The sequence below is a fragment of the Microbacterium sp. CFBP 13617 genome (genome assembly GCF_014839445.1).
Lineage (GTDB): Bacteria > Actinomycetota > Actinomycetes > Actinomycetales > Microbacteriaceae > Microbacterium.
In genome coordinates, this window is sequence record NZ_JACYNW010000002.1 from 438,592 (window position 1) to 454,223 (window position 15,632).

Genomic DNA, 15,632 nt, shown 5'->3' on the forward strand with positions numbered 1-15,632 from the left:
GACGCCGTGGGCCGTTGTGCACCTCGGCATCCACCCCGCCCCACGGACTTTGCGCACATCGCCGAGCACGCGCCCGCCGGCGCCACGCGCGCACGGCGACCCCGGTATCCTGGAGGCCACCCCCTTCAGGCACGCTCACACAGTGCCGCCCATATCGCTCGAGGAGTACTCCCATGGCCACGATTCCCGACAAGCCCGCCCTGGAAGGCCTCGAGCAGAAGTGGGACGCCGCGTGGAAAGAACGCGGCACGTACGTCTTTGACCGCCTGCGCGCCGCCGAGAGCGGCCGGCAGGGCGTCTACTCGGTCGACACCCCGCCGCCGACGGCATCCGGGAGCCTGCACATCGGCCACGTGTTCTCGTTCACGCACACCGACGTGAAGGTGCGCTTCGAGCGCATGCGCGGCAAGACCGTGTTCTACCCGATGGGCTGGGACGACAACGGCCTGCCCACCGAGCGCCGTGTGCAGAACTACTACGGCGTGCGCTGCGACCCCTCGCTCCCCTACGACGCCGACTTCACCCCGCCGTTCGCCGGCGGCGACAACAAGAGCAGCAAGGCCGCCGACCAGGTGCCGATCAGCCGCCGCAACTTCATCGAACTCTGCGAGCAGCTCACGATCGAGGATGAGAAGCAGTTCGAGGAGCTCTTCCGCGAGCTGGGGCTCAGCGTCGACTGGACGCAGACCTACCGCACCATCTCCGACGACTCGATCCGCACGAGCCAGCTGGCGTTCCTGCGCAACATCGAGCGCGGCGAGGCGTATCAGTCGATGGCGCCGACCCTGTGGGACGTCGATTTCCGCTCGGCCATCGCCCAGGCCGAGCTCGAAGACCGCGACCAGCCCGCCGCCTACCACCGCGTGGGCTTCGCGAAGACCGACGGCTCCGGCGACGTGTTCATCGAGACCACCCGCCCCGAGCTGCTCGCCGCGTGCGTCGCTCTCGTGGCCAACCCCGACGACGAGCGCTACCAGCCCCTCTTCGGCACGACCGTGCGCACCCCGCTCTTCGACGTCGAGGTGCCGGTGCTCGCGCACCCGCTCGCGCAGAAGGACAAGGGCTCGGGCATCGCCATGATCTGCACCTTCGGCGACGTGACCGACATCATCTGGTGGCGAGAGCTCGACCTGCCGAACCGCACGATCATCGGTAAGGACGGACGCATCGTCGCCGACGCCCCCGACGTGATCGTGACGGATGCCGCGAAGGCGGCGTACGGCGAACTCGCCGGCAAGACGGTCTTCAGCGCCAAGAAGCGCATCGTCGAGCTGCTGCAGGAGGCAGGCGCCATGGAGGGCGCCCCGAAGCCCTTCACCCACCCCGTCAAGTTCTTCGAGAAGGGCGACCGCCCGCTCGAGATCGTCTCGACGCGCCAGTGGTACATCCGCAACGGTGCGCGGGATGCCGAGCTACGCGAGCGTCTCGTCTCGCTGGGGCGCGAGATGTCGTGGCATCCCGACTTCATGCGCGTGCGCTTCGAGAACTGGACCAACGGCCTCACCGGCGACTGGCTCGTCTCGCGCCAGCGCTTCTTCGGGGTGCCGATCCCCGTCTGGTACGCGCTGGATGAGAACGGGGAGCGCGACTACGCGCGCGTGCTGACCCCCGACCTCGCCGCCCTTCCGGTCGACCCGACGGTCGATGTGCCCCCGGGGTACACCGAGGACCAGCGTGGAGTGGCCGGCGGCTTCGACCCCGAGCTCGACATCCTCGACACGTGGGCGACGTCGTCGCTCACCCCGCAGCTGGCCGGTGGCTGGCAGCGCGACGAGGAGCTGTGGAACCTCGTCGCACCGTTCGACCTGCGTCCGCAGGGTCAGGACATCATCCGCACCTGGCTCTTCTCGACGATGCTGCGCAGCGCCCTCGAAGACGATCGGAGCCCCTGGTCGGATGCCGCGATCTCGGGCTTCATCGTCGACCCCGACCGCAAGAAGATGTCGAAGTCGAAGGGCAACGTCGTCACTCCCGCCGACATCCTGAAGCAGCACGGCTCCGACGCCGTGCGCTACTGGTCGGCGTCGAGCCGCCTGGGCACCGATGCCGCCTTCGACCCGCAGAACCCGACGCAGGTGAAGATCGGTCGGCGCCTGGCGATCAAGCTGCTGAACGCGGCGAAGTTCGTGCTGTCCTTCCCCGTGCCCGAGGGCGCCGAGGTCACGCACGACCTCGACGCGTCGATGCTCGCGACCCTGGATGCCGTGATTCGAGACGCCACCGCCGCCTTCGAGGCGTACGACCACGCGCGGGCGCTGGAGATCACCGAGTCGTTCTTCTGGACGTTCTGCGACGACTACCTCGAGCTGGTCAAGGAACGCGCGTACGACCAGTCCGACGTGGGTCAGGCGTCGGCAGCGCTCGCGCTGCGCACGGCCCTGTCGGCGCTCGTGCGCCTGTTCGCCCCGGTGCTGTCGTTCGCGGCCGAAGAGACGTGGTCGTGGTTCGAAGAGGGTTCGGTGCACACCGCCGCGTGGCCGGAGCCGCTCGGCATCGACGGGGACCCCGCCGTGCTCACCGCCGTCAGCGCCGCGCTCATCGGCATCCGTCGTGCCAAGACCGAGGCCAAGGCTTCGCAGAAGACGCCGGTCACCTCGCTCACCGTCTCGGGTCCGAACGTCGAAGCCCTGCGTCTGGCCGAGGGCGATCTGCGCGCCGTGGGCCGCATCGAGACCATCTCTTTCGTCGGGGCCGAGACCACCGCGGTCACCGACATCGTGTTCGCACCCCAGGAGGACTGATGCAGCTCGGAACCCGTTGGACCGCCCGCGAGCAGCCGCCGAAGGCCGTGCCCGAGGCGCTGCACGCGCAGATCGCCGCGGTCGAGGCCGCACTCACCCCCGACGGCCTGAGCGCCCCCGCCCCGCGGTGGACGCTCACGTTCCTCGAGGGGCGTGCGGTCGCCGAGCTCGACACCGGGGTCGTCGTGACCCAGGATGCCGCGGGCGAGGTCGTCGTGCGCTACGACGACGACGACGAGTTCGCCTGAGTCAGCGCACGCGCAGGTAGAATTCCGCCTCGGCGTACGGCGATCGCCCGTCGCCTCGGGCGGCGTGCCGTGCTTCGCTGTGCACGGGCCTCATCGCCCGCGCCCGCATGCGGGACTCCGCGGCTCGGGCGAGCATGCGGGACAGACCCAGCAGGGCGCGGTCGAGGGCGGTGGGGGCGAGCGTGCGCGGCGCCGCGGTCGTGAGGGCGGTCATGAGGCGACTCCGTCGGCGGGAAGAGGGAAGACGTCGGCACGCATGGTCACCACGCGAACGTCGTCGCCGGTCTGATCGCGGTACCGGTCGGTCGTGTCGTCGATCACCGCCTGCAGGCGTGCGCTCAGGTCGGCCATCTGCGCCGACGTCAGTCGGGCGCTCGCGGTGGCGATGAGCGTGGCATCGCGCCAGGCGGGTGCTTCTTCCCAGCCGTCGCGCACGAAGCGCATGAGCTGCTGCTGCCGCAGGGTGAGGGTCTCGCTCGCGACGGCCTCCTGCACGGCACGACCGGCCGGGGTCTCGGCCAGCTCGGGGTTGGTGAGCGTGATCGCACCCACCGGGCGTTCCCACCAGCGCTCGCGGGCGGTGCCGCGCCCCTCGACCTCGCGGATGAGGTCGTGGCGCGCGAGCGCACGCAGGTGGTAGCTCGTCGCGCCCGTGGACTCCCCCGTGAGCGTCGCGAGGCCGCTCGCCGTCTGGGCGCCGTACTGGCTGAGCAGGTCGAACAGGCGGACGCGAAGCGGGTGGGCGAGCGCGCGGAGGGCACCGGCGTCGAGGACGCGTTCCCGGGGTCGGTTCTGCTCGGTCATGATGCAAAGATACCTTTGCACGGATTTCTTTGCAACCACTTCTTTGCATCCGGTCGCTGAACGCGTGACTACGCTGGAACGATGACGGATGCCGTGACCAATCCCCTCCTCTCACCGCCCGCCCTCCCCTACGACCTGCCGCCCTATGGCAGCATCCGCGCCGAGCACTACCTCCCCGCGTTCCGCGCGGCGTTCGACGCCCACCGGGCCGAGGTCGACGCCATCACGGCGCAGACCGATGCTCCGACGTTCGAGAACACGCTCTTGGCGCTCGAGCGCAGCGGTGACCTGCTCGACCGCGTCGCGAGGGCGTTCTACACCGTGTCGTCGGCCGACGGAACGCCCGACATCCAGGCCGTAGAGGAAGAACTCGCGCCGCTCCTGGCCGCGCACGGCGACGCCATTCAGCTCGACGCGGCCCTGTTCGCCCGCATCGCGGCGGTGCACTCCTCCCTCGACGACCTCGAGCTGGATGCCGAGAGCCGATACCTCGTCGAACGCCACCACCGCGAGATGGCCCTCGCCGGCGCCGGTCTCGACGATGCGCAGAAGGCCCAGCTGACCGACCTCAACCAGCGGCTGTCGGTGCTCACCACCGCGTTCGAGAAGAACCTGCTCGCCGACACGAACGACCTCGCGGTCGTCTTGGACGACGTCGCCGAGCTCGACGGTCTCGGCGCCGGCGAACTGTCGGCCGCAGCCCAGGCGGCGACCGCCCGCGGTCTCGAGGGTCGCTACGTCGTCACCCTCACCCTGTACACCGGTCACCCCTACCTGGCGTCGCTCACCAACCGCGAGAGTCGCCGACGCCTGCTCGAGGCCTCCCGCTCGCGCGGGACCCGCGGCAACGCGCACGACAACCGTGCGGTGCTGCGCGACATCGTGCGACTGCGCGCCGAGCGTGCCGCCCTGCTGGGGTACCCGTCGCACGCCGCGGCCATCCTCGCCGACCAGACGGCCGGCTCCCCCACCGCCGTGCACGAGCTGCTGCGCCGCCTGGCTGCCCCCGCCGCGGCGAACGCCCGCGCCGAGCAGGCCGCGCTCCAGCGCATCGCCGACGCCGACGGTATCGAGATCGAGGCGCACGACTGGGCGTTCTTCACCGAGAGGGTTCGGGCAGCCGAGTACGACCTCGATCGTGCGGCACTCCGGCCCTGGTTCGAGGCGGAGCGCGTGCTGCGCGACGGCGTGTTCTTCGCCGCGGAGCAGCTGTACGGCATCCGCGTGAGCGAGCGACACGACCTGCAGGGCTATCACCCCGACGTGCGCGTGTTCGAGGTGCACAACGCCGACGGCAGCGAGCTGGGCCTGTTCCTGCTCGACCTGTACACCCGCGACACCAAGCGGGGCGGCGCGTGGATGAACTCGATCGTCACGCAGTCGGCGCTGCGTGGCACCGCGCCCGTGGTGGTGAACAACCTCAACGTCAACAAGCCCGCGCCGGGTACGCCGACGCTGCTGACCCTCGACGAGGTCACCACGCTGTTCCATGAGTTCGGCCACGCTCTGCACGGGCTCTTCGCGACGGTCACGTACCCGCACTTCGCCGGTACCGCCGTGCACCGCGACTTCGTGGAGTTCCCCAGCCAGGTGAACGAGATGTGGATCCTCTGGCCCGAGATCCTGACGAACTACGCCCGCCACATCGACACCGACGAGCCCCTCCCCGCTGACGTCGTCGAGCGCCTGCACGCGTCGGAGGCGTTCAACCAGGGCTTCGCCACGAGCGAGTACCTGGCGGCTTCGTGGATCGACCAGGCCTGGCACAGCCTTTCCGTCGACGAGGCGGCGGCCGAGATCGACGTCGCCGAGTTCGAGGCCGCCGCTCTGGCGGACATCGGCCTGGACATCCCGGCGGTGCCGACCCGGTACTCGTCGACGTACTTCGCCCATGTGTTCTCGGGCGGGTACAGCGCGGGCTACTACTCGTACATCTGGAGCGAGGTGCTCGACGCCGACACGGTCGAGTGGTTCCGCGCCAACGGTGGCGTGCGCCGCGAGAACGGCGATCGGTTCCGGCAGCGCCTGCTCGGCGTCGGCGGCTCGGGCGATCCGCTGGCGGCCTACCGCGACTTCCGCGGGCGCGACGCCGACATCCAGCCGCTGCTGGAGCGCCGCGGTCTCACGGGCTGAGGCGTCCCGCCGTGGCCCTCGCCGCCGACGGGCATGGGCGGGGCCACGGCGGGACGTCACCGAGCACGCTCAGCGGGTGAGCGACTCGACGAAGTCGCCGACGCGCTGCGCCAACGCCTCCGGCACCTCGGCCGCGGTGAAATGACCGCCCTCGGACAGGCGCTCGAACACCCGCAGGTCGCGGTAGAACGCTCGAGCCATCACCTCGGGATAGTCGGCCTCGTGGCGCTGGATGAAGACCGCGGCCGGCACGGTCGTCGTCGCGGTGGGGTCGTCGACGGCGGAGTGGTGGTCGAAATAGGGCCGGAACGACGTCGCGATCGTCTGCGTGACCCAGTACAGGGTCACCTCGGTCAGGATCCTCTCGCGGGAGATGCGCGTCTCGAGCGAGCGCGGGTCGTCGGTGTCGACGTCGGCCCACTCGACGAACTTCTCGACGATCCACGCCAGCAGGGCCGCGGGCGAGTCGTTCAGCCCGACCGCCAGGGTGTCGGGCCGTGTCGCCTGCGCGTGGCTGTACGCGCCGCCCGATGCGCGTTCGCGCTCCAGGTGAGCGCGGAACGCCTGCACCTCGGGGACCGCGGACAAGGTCTCGTCACTCGGGGCGGCGAAGTGCGGGTGCGTGGCGATGATGCCGGTCACCTGATGCGGATACCGCACGGCCAGAAGGTCGTTGATCGACGCCGAGACGTCTTCGCCGTAGGTGACGTACGTCTCGTATCCGAGATGCTCGGTCATGAGTTCGTGCACGGACCGCACCAGCCGTTCATCGGTCATCGGCCCCTCCCGGTAGGGCGTCGAGAAACCGAACCCGGGCAGGCTGACGACCACGACATGCATGCGAGACTGCAGCCGTTCCGCGAAGTCGAGCTGCAGTGCGAAGGTGTGCGGCCACCCGTGCATGACGAGCAGGGCCGGCGCCTCGGGGTCGGGCGCGCGGAGGTGGACGGCGTGCAGCGTCGCCCCCTCGACGTCGACGAGCACCTGCGGGTGCGCGTTCAGCCACTCCTCGCGGGCGCGCCAGTCGAAGTCGGCCCAGGACTCCACCAGCTCGGCGAGGTAGTCGGCCGACATGCCCGAGGCCGGTCGGCCCGGGGAATCCGGGAGCAGCCGGGAACGGCGCAGACGCTCTCGCAGGTCGACGAGGTCGTGCTCGGGAACGGAGATTCGAAAGGGTGTGACGGTGGCCATGTCGCGAGGTTAGCGGCCACCTCCGACATCGCTCGCCGACGCCACGGGTCGTCTGGTCACCGCCGGTGCGGGACCGCGTGTGCGGACGCTCGCGCTACGGCGCCGCCGTCGTTCGAAACAGTCCCGATCTTCTCAGGCGAGACGAGCCGGGCGTTCGCGCTCAGGCGCTCCGGCGCTTCTGCGCGAGCACGATCGTCGGCGGCACACGGTCTTCGACCGACGCCCGCGTGATGACCACCTTGGCGATGTCATCGGCCGAGGGCACATCGAACATGATCGGTCCGAGCACGTCTTCGAGGATCGCGCGCAGACCGCGGGCACCCGTCTTGCGCAGCACCGCGAGGTCGGCGATGGCGCGCAGCGCGTCTTCGTCGAACTCCAGCTGGACGCCGTCGAGCTCGAACATGCGCTGGTACTGCTTGACCAGGGCGTTGCGCGGGGCGGTGAGGATCTCCATCAGCGCGTCCTGGTCGAGGGGCGAGACCGATGCCACGACGGGAAGGCGACCGATGAACTCGGGGATGAGACCGAACTTGTGCAGGTCTTCGGGAAGCGCCTCGCTGAAGAGGTCGGGCGCATCTTCTTTCCGCTGGAGCGGGGCGCCGAAACCGACGCCGTGCTTGCCGACGCGGGCGGAGATGATCTCTTCCAGCCCCGCGAAGGCGCCGGCCACGATGAACAGAACGTTCGTCGTGTCGATCTGGATGAACTCCTGGTGCGGGTGCTTGCGCCCGCCCTGCGGGGGAACCGACGCGACGGTGCCCTCGAGGATCTTCAGCAGGGCCTGCTGCACGCCCTCGCCCGACACGTCGCGCGTGATCGAGGGGTTCTCGGCCTTGCGGGCGATCTTGTCGACCTCGTCGATGTAGATGATGCCGGTCTCGGCGCGCTTGACGTCGAAGTCGGCGGCCTGCAGCAGCTTCAGCAGGATGTTCTCGACGTCTTCGCCGACGTATCCCGCTTCGGTGAGCGCCGTGGCATCCGCGACCGCGAACGGCACGTTGAGACGCTTGGCCAGGGTCTGCGCGAGGTAGGTCTTTCCGCAGCCGGTGGGACCGAGCAGCAGGATGTTGCTCTTGGCGATGTCGATCTCTTCGGCACGCGCCTCGGCGGGCTGCAGGGTGCCGTGCGAGCGCACGCGCTTGTAGTGGTTGTAGACGGCGACGGCGAGGGCACGCTTGGCGGCCTCCTGACCGACGACGTACTCCTCGAGGAACGAGAAGATCTCGCGGGGCTTGGGGAGGTCGAACTCGGCGACTTCTCCCGCCGAGGACTCGGCCATGCGCTCTTCGATGATCTCGTTGCACAACTCGACGCATTCGTCGCAGATGTACACGCCGGGACCGGCGATGAGCTGCTGCACCTGCTTCTGGCTCTTGCCGCAGAAGGAGCACTTGAACAGGTCGGCGCTTTCACCGATACGTGCCATGCCGGTTCCTCCTGTCACCCGGCCCCCGCCGGTGTGTACCCGAGCCTAACCCGTGCCCGTACGAACCAAGGGCATTTGGGCCCGCGGCGGTGTCGTGATCGCCCAGGGCGGACGCCGGCATCCGTTCTCTCCCCCGTTTCCCGCGCGCGAATCGCCGAGATATGTCCCTGCGGACCACCCTCGAGCGACGACTCTTGGCGAGTCGCGCGAGGAACGACGAAGCCCCGCAGACCGAAACGGGTCTGCGGGGCTTCGAGACGAGAAGCGCGTCAGGCGGTGAGAGCCGCGGGCATGCGCTTGCGCGTGGTCAGCACCTGGTCGACGAGGCCGTACTCGAGGGCCTCCTGCGCCGACAGGATCTTGTCGCGGTCGATGTCCTTGTTGATCTTCGCGACGTCCTGGCCCGTGTGGTGAGCCATCGTGTGCTCGAGCCAGGTGCGCATGCGCAGGATCTCCTGCGCCTGGATCTCGATGTCGGACGCCTGCCCGTGACCCGCTTCGCCCATGGCGGGCTGGTGGATCAGGATGCGGGCGTTCGGCAGCGCCAGGCGCTTGCCCGGGGCACCGGCGGCCAGCAGCACCGAGGCTGCCGATGCGGCCTGACCGAGCACGACGGTCTGGATCTGCGGCGAGACGTACTGCATCGTGTCGTAGATCGCCGTCATGGCCGTGAACGAGCCACCGGGCGAGTTGATGTACATGATGATGTCGCGGTCGGGGTCCTGCGACTCGAGAACGAGAAGCTGGGCCATCACGTCGTCGGCCGACGCGTCGTCGACCTGCACGCCGAGGAAGATCACGCGGTCTTCGAACAGCTTGTTGTACGGGTCCTGGCGCTTGTAGCCGTAGGCCGTGCGCTCCTCGAACTGAGGAAGAACGTAGCGGCTGCTGGGCATGTGTGACGCTGCGCCGCCGAAAGTGGGGATGTTCATGTCGGTGTCCTTTCCTCTCGGCCTCAGGCCGCGGTCCCGCCGCCGCCGGTGACGTCGGTGGCGTGCTCGCGCATGTGGTCGACGAAGCCGTACTCGAGAGCCTCGGCGGCGCTGAACCAGCGGTCGCGGTCGCCGTCGGCGTTGATCTGCTCGACGCTCTTGCCCGTCTGCGCGGCGGTGATCTCTGCCAGACGACGCTTCATGTCGAGGATGAGCTGCGCCTGCGTCTGGATGTCGCTGGACGTTCCGCCGAAGCCGCCGTGCGGCTGGTGCAGCAGAACGCGCGCGTTGGGCGTGATGTAGCGCTTGCCCTTGGTGCCGCTGGTCAGCAGCAGCTGACCCATCGACGCCGCCATGCCGATACCGACGGTCACGATGTCGTTCGGGACGAACTGCATCGTGTCGTAGATGGCCATGCCGGCGGTGATGGAGCCGCCGGGCGAGTTGATGTAGAGGTAGATGTCCTTCTGCGAGTCCTCTGCGGCCAGCAGCAGGATCTTGGCGCAGATCTCGTTGGCGTTATCGTCGCGCACCTCGGAACCGAGCCAGATGATGCGGTCCTTCAGCAGCCTGTCGAAGACGCTCGTTGCCATAAGGGGTTCGGGCATGTGTGCTCCTCTTCCGGTGATCTGCAACGAATCTACCGGCGGGCCGCGGACCGGGATGCCGTGTTCGCCGCGGGCGGATCAGCGGGATTCGTCGGCGATTTCATGCGCATACCCGGTCACCGAGCGGGTATAGCGCGGCAGGTGCGGCGCGAGGGCCCGGAGGGCGATGGATGCCGCCTGCTCGGGCGCACCGGTCGACACCAGCGCGAGGGCGTAGAACGCCGCAGCGGCATCGTGCAGCGGTCCGCGCGGTTCGCGCTCGTACTCGGCGCGGAGCAACGCCAGGGCCTCCTCGGTCTTGCCGAGGTTGCGGATCGTGCTCGCCAGCTGGATGGTGGCTCGGGTGCGTCGCTCGTCGTCGAGGCCGAGGGCCAGCGCGCGGCGGTAGAGCACCTCCGCCTCGTTCTCGACGCCCGCGGAGTCCCGTGCGCCGGCCCGCTCGAACAGCGCGACGGCGTCGTCGTCGGGCCGCTCCGCGGCCAGCGCGTCGATGCGTGCGATCACCGCGGTGGGTTCGAGCGTCTCGTCTGCCCACACGGCATCCACTCGGTCCTGCCAGTCGTCCATGTCGTCGATCCGCCCTCTCGGCGTCGTCCTTCTCACTCGAGTGTCCACAACACTCCGCATCGCCGAAGCTGGCGCGGCACGTCCTGGACACTCAACAGCATTCGGGGTCGGCGCCGGGCGCGCCGCCCCGCGCGCACGCGCATCCCCGGGGGTTCGCGCCCGGGTGCGCACCCCCGGGGGTTCGCGCCCGGGTGCGAACCCTCGGGTTCGTGGCCGAGTGCGCACTCTCGGGTTCCGGCCCGCGGCGCGCCGCGCACCGCACCGCCCGTGCGCCCCGGGGCGCAAACCCCCTGTTGAGTGTCCAAGACTCGCCGCTCAGAGCGCGCGGCGCGCGGCGTGTCTTGGACACTCAACAGAGAGTCCGGGAACGGGAAAGGGGGCGGATGCCGTAGCACCCGCCCCCTCGTCACGACTTACTCGCTCTCGGCGGCCTTGTCGTCGGCCTTCTTCTTGGCGGGCGCGCGCTTCTTGGCGGGAGCCTTCTTCGGAGCCTCCGCGGCGGGAGCCTCTTCGGCCTCGACGATGGCGTCGGCGTCGGCCGCGGCATCCGCGATCTCCTGCGCCTCTTCGACGACCTCGTCGTCACCTTCGGTGGGCTCTTCGCCCTCGACGGCGACGAAGCCGGTCAGGTCGACGGCCTTGCCGTTGGTGTCGACGACGGACACCTTGCCGAGCGCGATCGCGAGGGCCTTGTTGCGGGCGACCTCACCGACGAGCGCGGGCAGCTGGTTGCCCTGCTGGAGCGCGTTGACGAAGTCCTGCGGCGCCATGTTGTACTGCGCGGCCGACTGGATCAGGTACTGCGTGAGCTCGTCCTGCGACACCTGCACGTTGGCGTCTTCGGCGATCTTGTCGAGCACCATCTGCGTGCGGAACTGCTTCTCGCTCGCCTCGGTGACCTCGGCGCGGTGCTCGTCGTCTTCGAGGCGGTTCTCGCCCTCGAGGTGCGTGTGCACCTCGTCTTCGATGAGCGCCGGCGGAACCGGGATGTCGACGGCCTCGAGCAGGGCCTCGATGAACTTGTCACGCGCGGCGGAGCCCTGCGTGAACACGGCCTGCTGCGACACGCGCTCGCTCAGCGACTCGCGGAGCTCCGCGAGCGTGTCGAACTCCGACGCCATCTGCGCGAAGTCGTCGTCGGCGTCGGGGAGCTCGCGCTCCTTGACGGCGGTGATGGTCACCGCGACCTCGGCCTCTTCGCCCGCGTGGTCTCCGCCGACCAGCTTCGAGCGGAACGTGGTCTGCTCGTCGGCGGTGAGCGATTCGATGGCCTCGTCGATGCCCTCGAGCAGCTCGCCCGAGCCGACCTCGTACGAGACGCCCTCGGCGCGGTCGATCTCGGCGCCGTCGATGGTGGCGACCAGGTCGAGCTCGACGAAGTCACCGGTGGTCGCGGGGCGGTCGACGGTGACGAGCGTGCCGAAGCGCGCACGAAGGCGGTCGAGCTCGGCGTCGATGCCGGCCTCATCGGCCTCGACCGCGTCGACGGTCACCGTGAGGGTGTCGTAGGCGGGGAGGTCGAACTCGGGGCGCACGTCGACCTCGACGTCGATGACCAGGTCACCGGAGAAGTCCTTGAGCTCGGGGAGCTCGATGATCTCGGCGTTGGGGCGACCGATGACGCGCAGTTCCTGGTCGTCGACGGCCGCGCGGTAGAAACCGTCGAGGCCCTCGTTGACGGCGTGCTCGATGACCGCGCCGCGGCCCATGCGCTGATCGATGATCGGGGCGGGGACCTTGCCCTTGCGGAAGCCGGGGATCTGCACGTCGCGCGCGATGTGCTCGTAGGCGTGAGCGATGCTCGGCTTGAGCTCGTCGGGCGAGACCGTGATGTGGAGCTTGACCCGGGTGGGGCTGAGCTTCTCTACGGTGCTGTTGACCATGCGGTTCGTTCTCCTCGTGTGGCCCGCGCGCACGCGGGGGCCGATTGGGCCTGTGGTCTGTGGGGCCGTGACGTCGGGGCGACAGGATTTGAACCTGCGGCCTCCCGCTCCCAAAGCGGGCGCTCTACCAAGCTGAGCTACGCCCCGGGGCGACGCGCGGCACGCGCCGACGAAACGACCGAGGAAAGTCTAGTCGATCGGCCTGGGCGCGCCGGTTTCTCTGCGGCGGGGTTGTCCGATCCGCTCAGGAGGCGTCCGCGGGCGGCACCTCCGGCCGGTCCGACGGATGCCGAGGAGCCACCCGCCCGCGCACGAGTGCCCCGCAGGGTGTCGGAGGCACTCCCATGGGTGTCGTAGAGTAGAGATGTCCGATTCCGCGACTCCTCGAGTCGCCGGATTTCGGGGCTGTAGCTTAGTGGTAAAGCCTCTGTCTTCCAAACAGATGATGCGAGTTCGATTCTCGTCAGCCCCTCCACCGTAAGTGCCTGGTCAAGCACTGTTTCCGTAGCTAGTTCGGCTCCTTCCGCTGGAGCTGATCGGCGTCCGTGGACAATCCGTGGACGAAAGCCTTTCGCAGCACCCGCTCTCCGGCGTAACACGGTCATGAGCGGAAACAGCATGAAGCGCAGCCACGGCACAGGCACCATCGTTGAGTACAAGGACGGCTTCCAACTGAAGTGGTCCACCCCGGAAGGGGGACGCAGCTCGAAGGTGCTCCGGCCCTCGACGCGACGGCAGGCGGAGCAGGAGCTTCGCCGCATCCTCGCTGAAGTGGACAGGGGCGAGCACCAGGACGACCGACGAGGGTCAATGACCTTCGACGCGTTCTTCAAGGACTGGCTAGCTCTGCGTGAGCTGGAGGTGAAGCCCTCCACCTTTAAGAACCTCGTGAGCCTGCACAAGACGGTCCTGAGCCCCACTTTCGGCTCCCGCAAGCTGAACACCATCACGCGCCGGTCCGTGGATCTCTGGTGGGCCAAGCACTCCGGCCACCCCGTCACGAGGCGGAACGCCTACTACGCACTCAGAGGGGCGCTGGAGCAGGCGGTGGACTGGGGCATGATCTCCGTGTCACCGTGCAAGGTGAAGGATCCCGGGAAGGACGTCTCGAAGAAGCGGCCGACGTGGGGCGTCGAGGACTTCGACGCGGCGCTCTCGCACGTTGACGCGTTCTACCGACCGGCAATCGAGGTGATGTTCGCCGGTCATCTTCGACTCGGTGAGCTGATCGCGCTCGACTGGTCAGACGTGTCGCGGGACGGCTTCATCACGGTGACTAAGCAGAAGCTCGGTTTGGGCTTCACTGCCGACACAAAAACCGGACAGCACAAGCGCATCAAGCTTCTTCAGCGGGGCGTGGATGCCCTCCAGAAGCTACCGAGAGGGATCGGGTCCACTCCCCTGTTCCCGGGCGAGCGCGCCGAGTGCATGCCCCGTAGGAGCCTCCAGGATGCGTGGAACGACGCCCTGGAGGCCGCTGGGTACGAGAACTTCCATGTGCACGATGTCCGGCACATCGGCCTGAGCCTGGTCGCCGAGGCGGGAGCATCGGAGCGCGTCGTGCAGGAGCGTGCGGGGCACGCTTCTGCGACCTCCACCAGGCGCTACCTGCACTCGAACGAACGGATGCACGCGGACGCAGTTAGGAAGGTAGACGCGCTGGTGTCCAAGTTGCGCGACAAGGCTTCCTAACCCCTCTCCCCCATGCGGGGCGCGGTTCGCTCGGGCAGTGTCGGTGGTCGCCCCTAGAGTGCCGGTGGAGGCTTTGCCTCGGAACCCGGGGGGGGCTGAATGCTGAGTTCTCGTGAGTCGGCAACACTCATAATCATCTTCGCCGCCATCGTGGCGATGCTCCTATGGCCAAAGACCAGGCGGGGTGTTGTTCCCCACCTCAAGCCATTGATGACAGCGGCGTTCGCGCCGCGCCTAGTTGCCGTGTATCTGATCGTCCTCGCAATGTGCGTCTTGTCCACGCTCATTGCGAGGGCGGTCGGTCTTTGGGAGCCCGCGCTTCTGAAGGACACGGTCATTACAACCTTCACAGTGATACTGCCGATGACCTTCCGCTCAATGAACTTCACGACGGGCGGCGCTCTGACTCATCGCCTTATCCGCGAAACGTTGACGCTCGCAGCGCTGCTCACTCTCTACTTGGACACTGCCCCTCTGGCCCTCGGATGGGAGATTGTTGTCCAGCTCGCGGCTATCTTCTTTGGTGCCCTCACCGCGGTGGCCGCGACGAGACCCGAGTGGGCTCCGGTCAAGCGGCTGTGCGATGTTGTTCTGGCGTTGTTGGGTGCGTTCCTCATCGTCTGGACGACGGTGCGCCTGTTCCAGGAGCCGCCCGACTGGGCAGAGTTCTTCCGCTCGTTGTTCTTCGGCTTCTGGCTGCCGCTCTCTCTCCTCCCCTTCTTTTACCTATTTGGTTTTTACGCACGCACAGATGCCGTGCGCGCTCGGGCACGAGCTTTCGGCGGACCGCTGACGCCCGCGCTCGTTGCTGCCCTTCTCGTCGGCACCCGGCTGCGGCTGGGCTTATTGGCAAAGTTCACCGGACGGTACAGCGACCTCGGGCGCAAGTCGGGTTTGAGAGAGGGCCTGGCCTACATGCGCTCGTTTCGTGAGGACGTTGCGCGGCGCGAAAGAGAGGAACTGGAGCGACTTCGCACTCTGGATGAGCACACCGGGAATAGCGGTCTAGATGACCACGGTGCGCACCTGGATCGCCGAGAGTTCGACGTCACTAAAGACCGCCTCGACTGGATCTGGACATGTCAGAACGGCCAGTTCGATCGGCAGGGAGGGCGCTACTGGACGGACCTTCTTGATTGGATCGTTGACGCCGAGAAGCATGGACTCCCCCGGGCGCACGGCTTCGCCGTAGAGGTCACCCGAGACGGTCAAATGTTCCGCGCCTGGCGGCGCACGCCGGGTGGTGCGGTGCTGGGAGTTGGGGGGCGCGAGCGGGGCTCTAAGTTTCTTTTCGAGGGCGAGGAACCTCCGACGCCTTGGCCGGGTGAAGCCCTAGCGTGGGTTGACGCCGTCCGCGCGGAGTGGCCTCCCGACTGGGACAAGTCTGATCGGACGCGACTTTGA

13 protein-coding genes and 2 tRNA genes are annotated in these 15,632 nt (G+C 68.3%); 6 read left to right on the forward strand and 9 right to left on the reverse strand.

Annotated elements, in window-relative coordinates; translation table 11 throughout:
• Nucleotides 1–173 precede the first annotated feature (173 nt).
• Nucleotides 174–2,741 (forward strand): valine--tRNA ligase, encoded by a 2,568-nt coding sequence (gene valS / locus IFU40_RS06705; RefSeq protein WP_191925825.1) that lies wholly within the window; start codon nt 174–176, stop codon nt 2,739–2,741.
• A complete protein-coding gene (locus IFU40_RS06710) occupies nt 2,741–2,989 on the forward strand; it encodes a hypothetical protein (RefSeq protein WP_055836886.1) in 249 nt (82 codons plus the stop codon). Before valS ends, IFU40_RS06710 begins: the two co-directional genes overlap by 1 nt.
• Nucleotide 2,990: 1 nt before the next feature.
• On the opposite strand, the gene IFU40_RS06715 is transcribed toward IFU40_RS06710, so the two are convergent.
• Together IFU40_RS06715 and IFU40_RS06720 are read right to left on the reverse strand one after the other, a co-directional pair.
• Nucleotides 2,991–3,203: a hypothetical protein gene (locus tag IFU40_RS06715; RefSeq protein ID WP_191925826.1), complete on the reverse strand. Its 213-nt coding sequence runs from the start codon at nt 3,201–3,203 to the stop codon at nt 2,991–2,993.
• On the reverse strand, nt 3,200–3,793 hold the full coding sequence (locus tag IFU40_RS06720; protein WP_191925827.1) for a winged helix-turn-helix domain-containing protein: 594 nt from the start codon (nt 3,791–3,793) through the stop codon (nt 3,200–3,202). The genes IFU40_RS06715 and IFU40_RS06720 overlap by 4 nt, the downstream gene beginning before the upstream one ends.
• A gap of 81 nt (nt 3,794–3,874) precedes the next feature.
• Between IFU40_RS06720 and IFU40_RS06725 the strand changes: the two genes are divergently transcribed.
• Nucleotides 3,875–5,926, forward strand: coding sequence for a M3 family metallopeptidase (locus IFU40_RS06725; protein WP_191925828.1), 2,052 nt, complete (start codon nt 3,875–3,877; stop codon nt 5,924–5,926).
• Nucleotides 5,927–5,995: 69 nt separating this feature from the next.
• Here the strand turns inward: IFU40_RS06725 and IFU40_RS06730 are convergent, their stop codons facing one another.
• The 7 genes from IFU40_RS06730 to IFU40_RS06760 all read right to left on the reverse strand — a co-directional run bounded on the left by IFU40_RS06730 (nt 5,996) and on the right by IFU40_RS06760 (nt 12,683).
• The gene (locus IFU40_RS06730) at nt 5,996–7,117 is read right to left on the reverse strand and encodes an epoxide hydrolase family protein (RefSeq protein WP_191925829.1); all 1,122 of its coding nucleotides are present in this window, start codon (nt 7,115–7,117) and stop codon (nt 5,996–5,998) included.
• Nucleotides 7,118–7,277: 160 nt separating this feature from the next.
• Entirely contained in the window at nt 7,278–8,546 is a 1,269-nt protein-coding gene (gene clpX, locus IFU40_RS06735) for an ATP-dependent Clp protease ATP-binding subunit ClpX (RefSeq protein ID WP_055836872.1), read from the reverse strand.
• A 269-nt stretch (nt 8,547–8,815) separates the two neighbouring features.
• Entirely contained in the window at nt 8,816–9,478 is a 663-nt protein-coding gene (locus tag IFU40_RS06740) for an ATP-dependent Clp protease proteolytic subunit (RefSeq protein ID WP_055836869.1), read from the reverse strand.
• A gap of 23 nt (nt 9,479–9,501) precedes the next feature.
• Nucleotides 9,502–10,086 carry an ATP-dependent Clp protease proteolytic subunit gene (locus IFU40_RS06745; protein WP_055836866.1) on the reverse strand — a complete coding sequence of 195 codons (585 nt, stop codon included), beginning with the start codon at nt 10,084–10,086 and terminating at the stop codon, nt 9,502–9,504.
• A 78-nt stretch (nt 10,087–10,164) separates the two neighbouring features.
• Nucleotides 10,165–10,653: a tetratricopeptide repeat protein gene (locus tag IFU40_RS06750; RefSeq protein WP_191925830.1), complete on the reverse strand. Its 489-nt coding sequence runs from the start codon at nt 10,651–10,653 to the stop codon at nt 10,165–10,167.
• A gap of 413 nt (nt 10,654–11,066) precedes the next feature.
• Nucleotides 11,067–12,536, reverse strand: coding sequence for a trigger factor (gene tig, locus IFU40_RS06755; RefSeq protein ID WP_055939909.1), 1,470 nt, complete (start codon nt 12,534–12,536; stop codon nt 11,067–11,069).
• 73 nt (nt 12,537–12,609) lie between these two features.
• Nucleotides 12,610–12,683 (reverse strand) — tRNA-Pro (locus IFU40_RS06760).
• 254 nt (nt 12,684–12,937) lie between these two features.
• Between IFU40_RS06760 and IFU40_RS06765 the strand changes: the two genes are divergently transcribed.
• From IFU40_RS06765 to IFU40_RS06775, 3 genes are all read left to right on the forward strand, one after another.
• Nucleotides 12,938–13,011: transfer RNA gene (locus IFU40_RS06765), tRNA-Gly, on the forward strand.
• Between the two features lie 143 nt (nt 13,012–13,154).
• Nucleotides 13,155–14,228, forward strand: a complete 1,074-nt coding sequence (locus tag IFU40_RS06770; RefSeq protein ID WP_191925831.1) for a tyrosine-type recombinase/integrase — start codon at nt 13,155–13,157, stop codon at nt 14,226–14,228.
• A gap of 99 nt (nt 14,229–14,327) precedes the next feature.
• Nucleotides 14,328–15,632 carry a hypothetical protein gene (locus IFU40_RS06775; RefSeq protein WP_191925832.1) on the forward strand — a complete coding sequence of 435 codons (1,305 nt, stop codon included), beginning with the start codon at nt 14,328–14,330 and terminating at the stop codon, nt 15,630–15,632.

Bases quoted from the DNA above. Each gene is read 5' to 3' on its own strand.
- valS (WP_191925825.1), top strand. From the start codon at position 174: ATGGCCACGATTCCCGACAAGCCCGCCCTGGAAGGCCTCGAGCAGAAG.
- IFU40_RS06750 (WP_191925830.1), bottom strand. From the start codon at position 10,653: ATGGACGACTGGCAGGACCGAGTGGATGCCGTGTGGGCAGACGAGACG.
- IFU40_RS06710 (WP_055836886.1), top strand. From the start codon at position 2,741: ATGCAGCTCGGAACCCGTTGGACCGCCCGCGAGCAGCCGCCGAAGGCC.
- IFU40_RS06715 (WP_191925826.1), bottom strand. From the start codon at position 3,203: ATGACCGCCCTCACGACCGCGGCGCCGCGCACGCTCGCCCCCACCGCC.
- IFU40_RS06745 (WP_055836866.1), bottom strand. From the start codon at position 10,086: ATGCCCGAACCCCTTATGGCAACGAGCGTCTTCGACAGGCTGCTGAAG.
- IFU40_RS06725 (WP_191925828.1), top strand. From the start codon at position 3,875: ATGACGGATGCCGTGACCAATCCCCTCCTCTCACCGCCCGCCCTCCCC.
- IFU40_RS06720 (WP_191925827.1), bottom strand. From the start codon at position 3,793: ATGACCGAGCAGAACCGACCCCGGGAACGCGTCCTCGACGCCGGTGCC.
- IFU40_RS06775 (WP_191925832.1), top strand. From the start codon at position 14,328: ATGCTGAGTTCTCGTGAGTCGGCAACACTCATAATCATCTTCGCCGCC.
- tig (WP_055939909.1), bottom strand. From the start codon at position 12,536: ATGGTCAACAGCACCGTAGAGAAGCTCAGCCCCACCCGGGTCAAGCTC.
- clpX (WP_055836872.1), bottom strand. From the start codon at position 8,546: ATGGCACGTATCGGTGAAAGCGCCGACCTGTTCAAGTGCTCCTTCTGC.
- IFU40_RS06770 (WP_191925831.1), top strand. From the start codon at position 13,155: ATGAAGCGCAGCCACGGCACAGGCACCATCGTTGAGTACAAGGACGGC.
- IFU40_RS06740 (WP_055836869.1), bottom strand. From the start codon at position 9,478: ATGAACATCCCCACTTTCGGCGGCGCAGCGTCACACATGCCCAGCAGC.
- IFU40_RS06730 (WP_191925829.1), bottom strand. From the start codon at position 7,117: ATGGCCACCGTCACACCCTTTCGAATCTCCGTTCCCGAGCACGACCTC.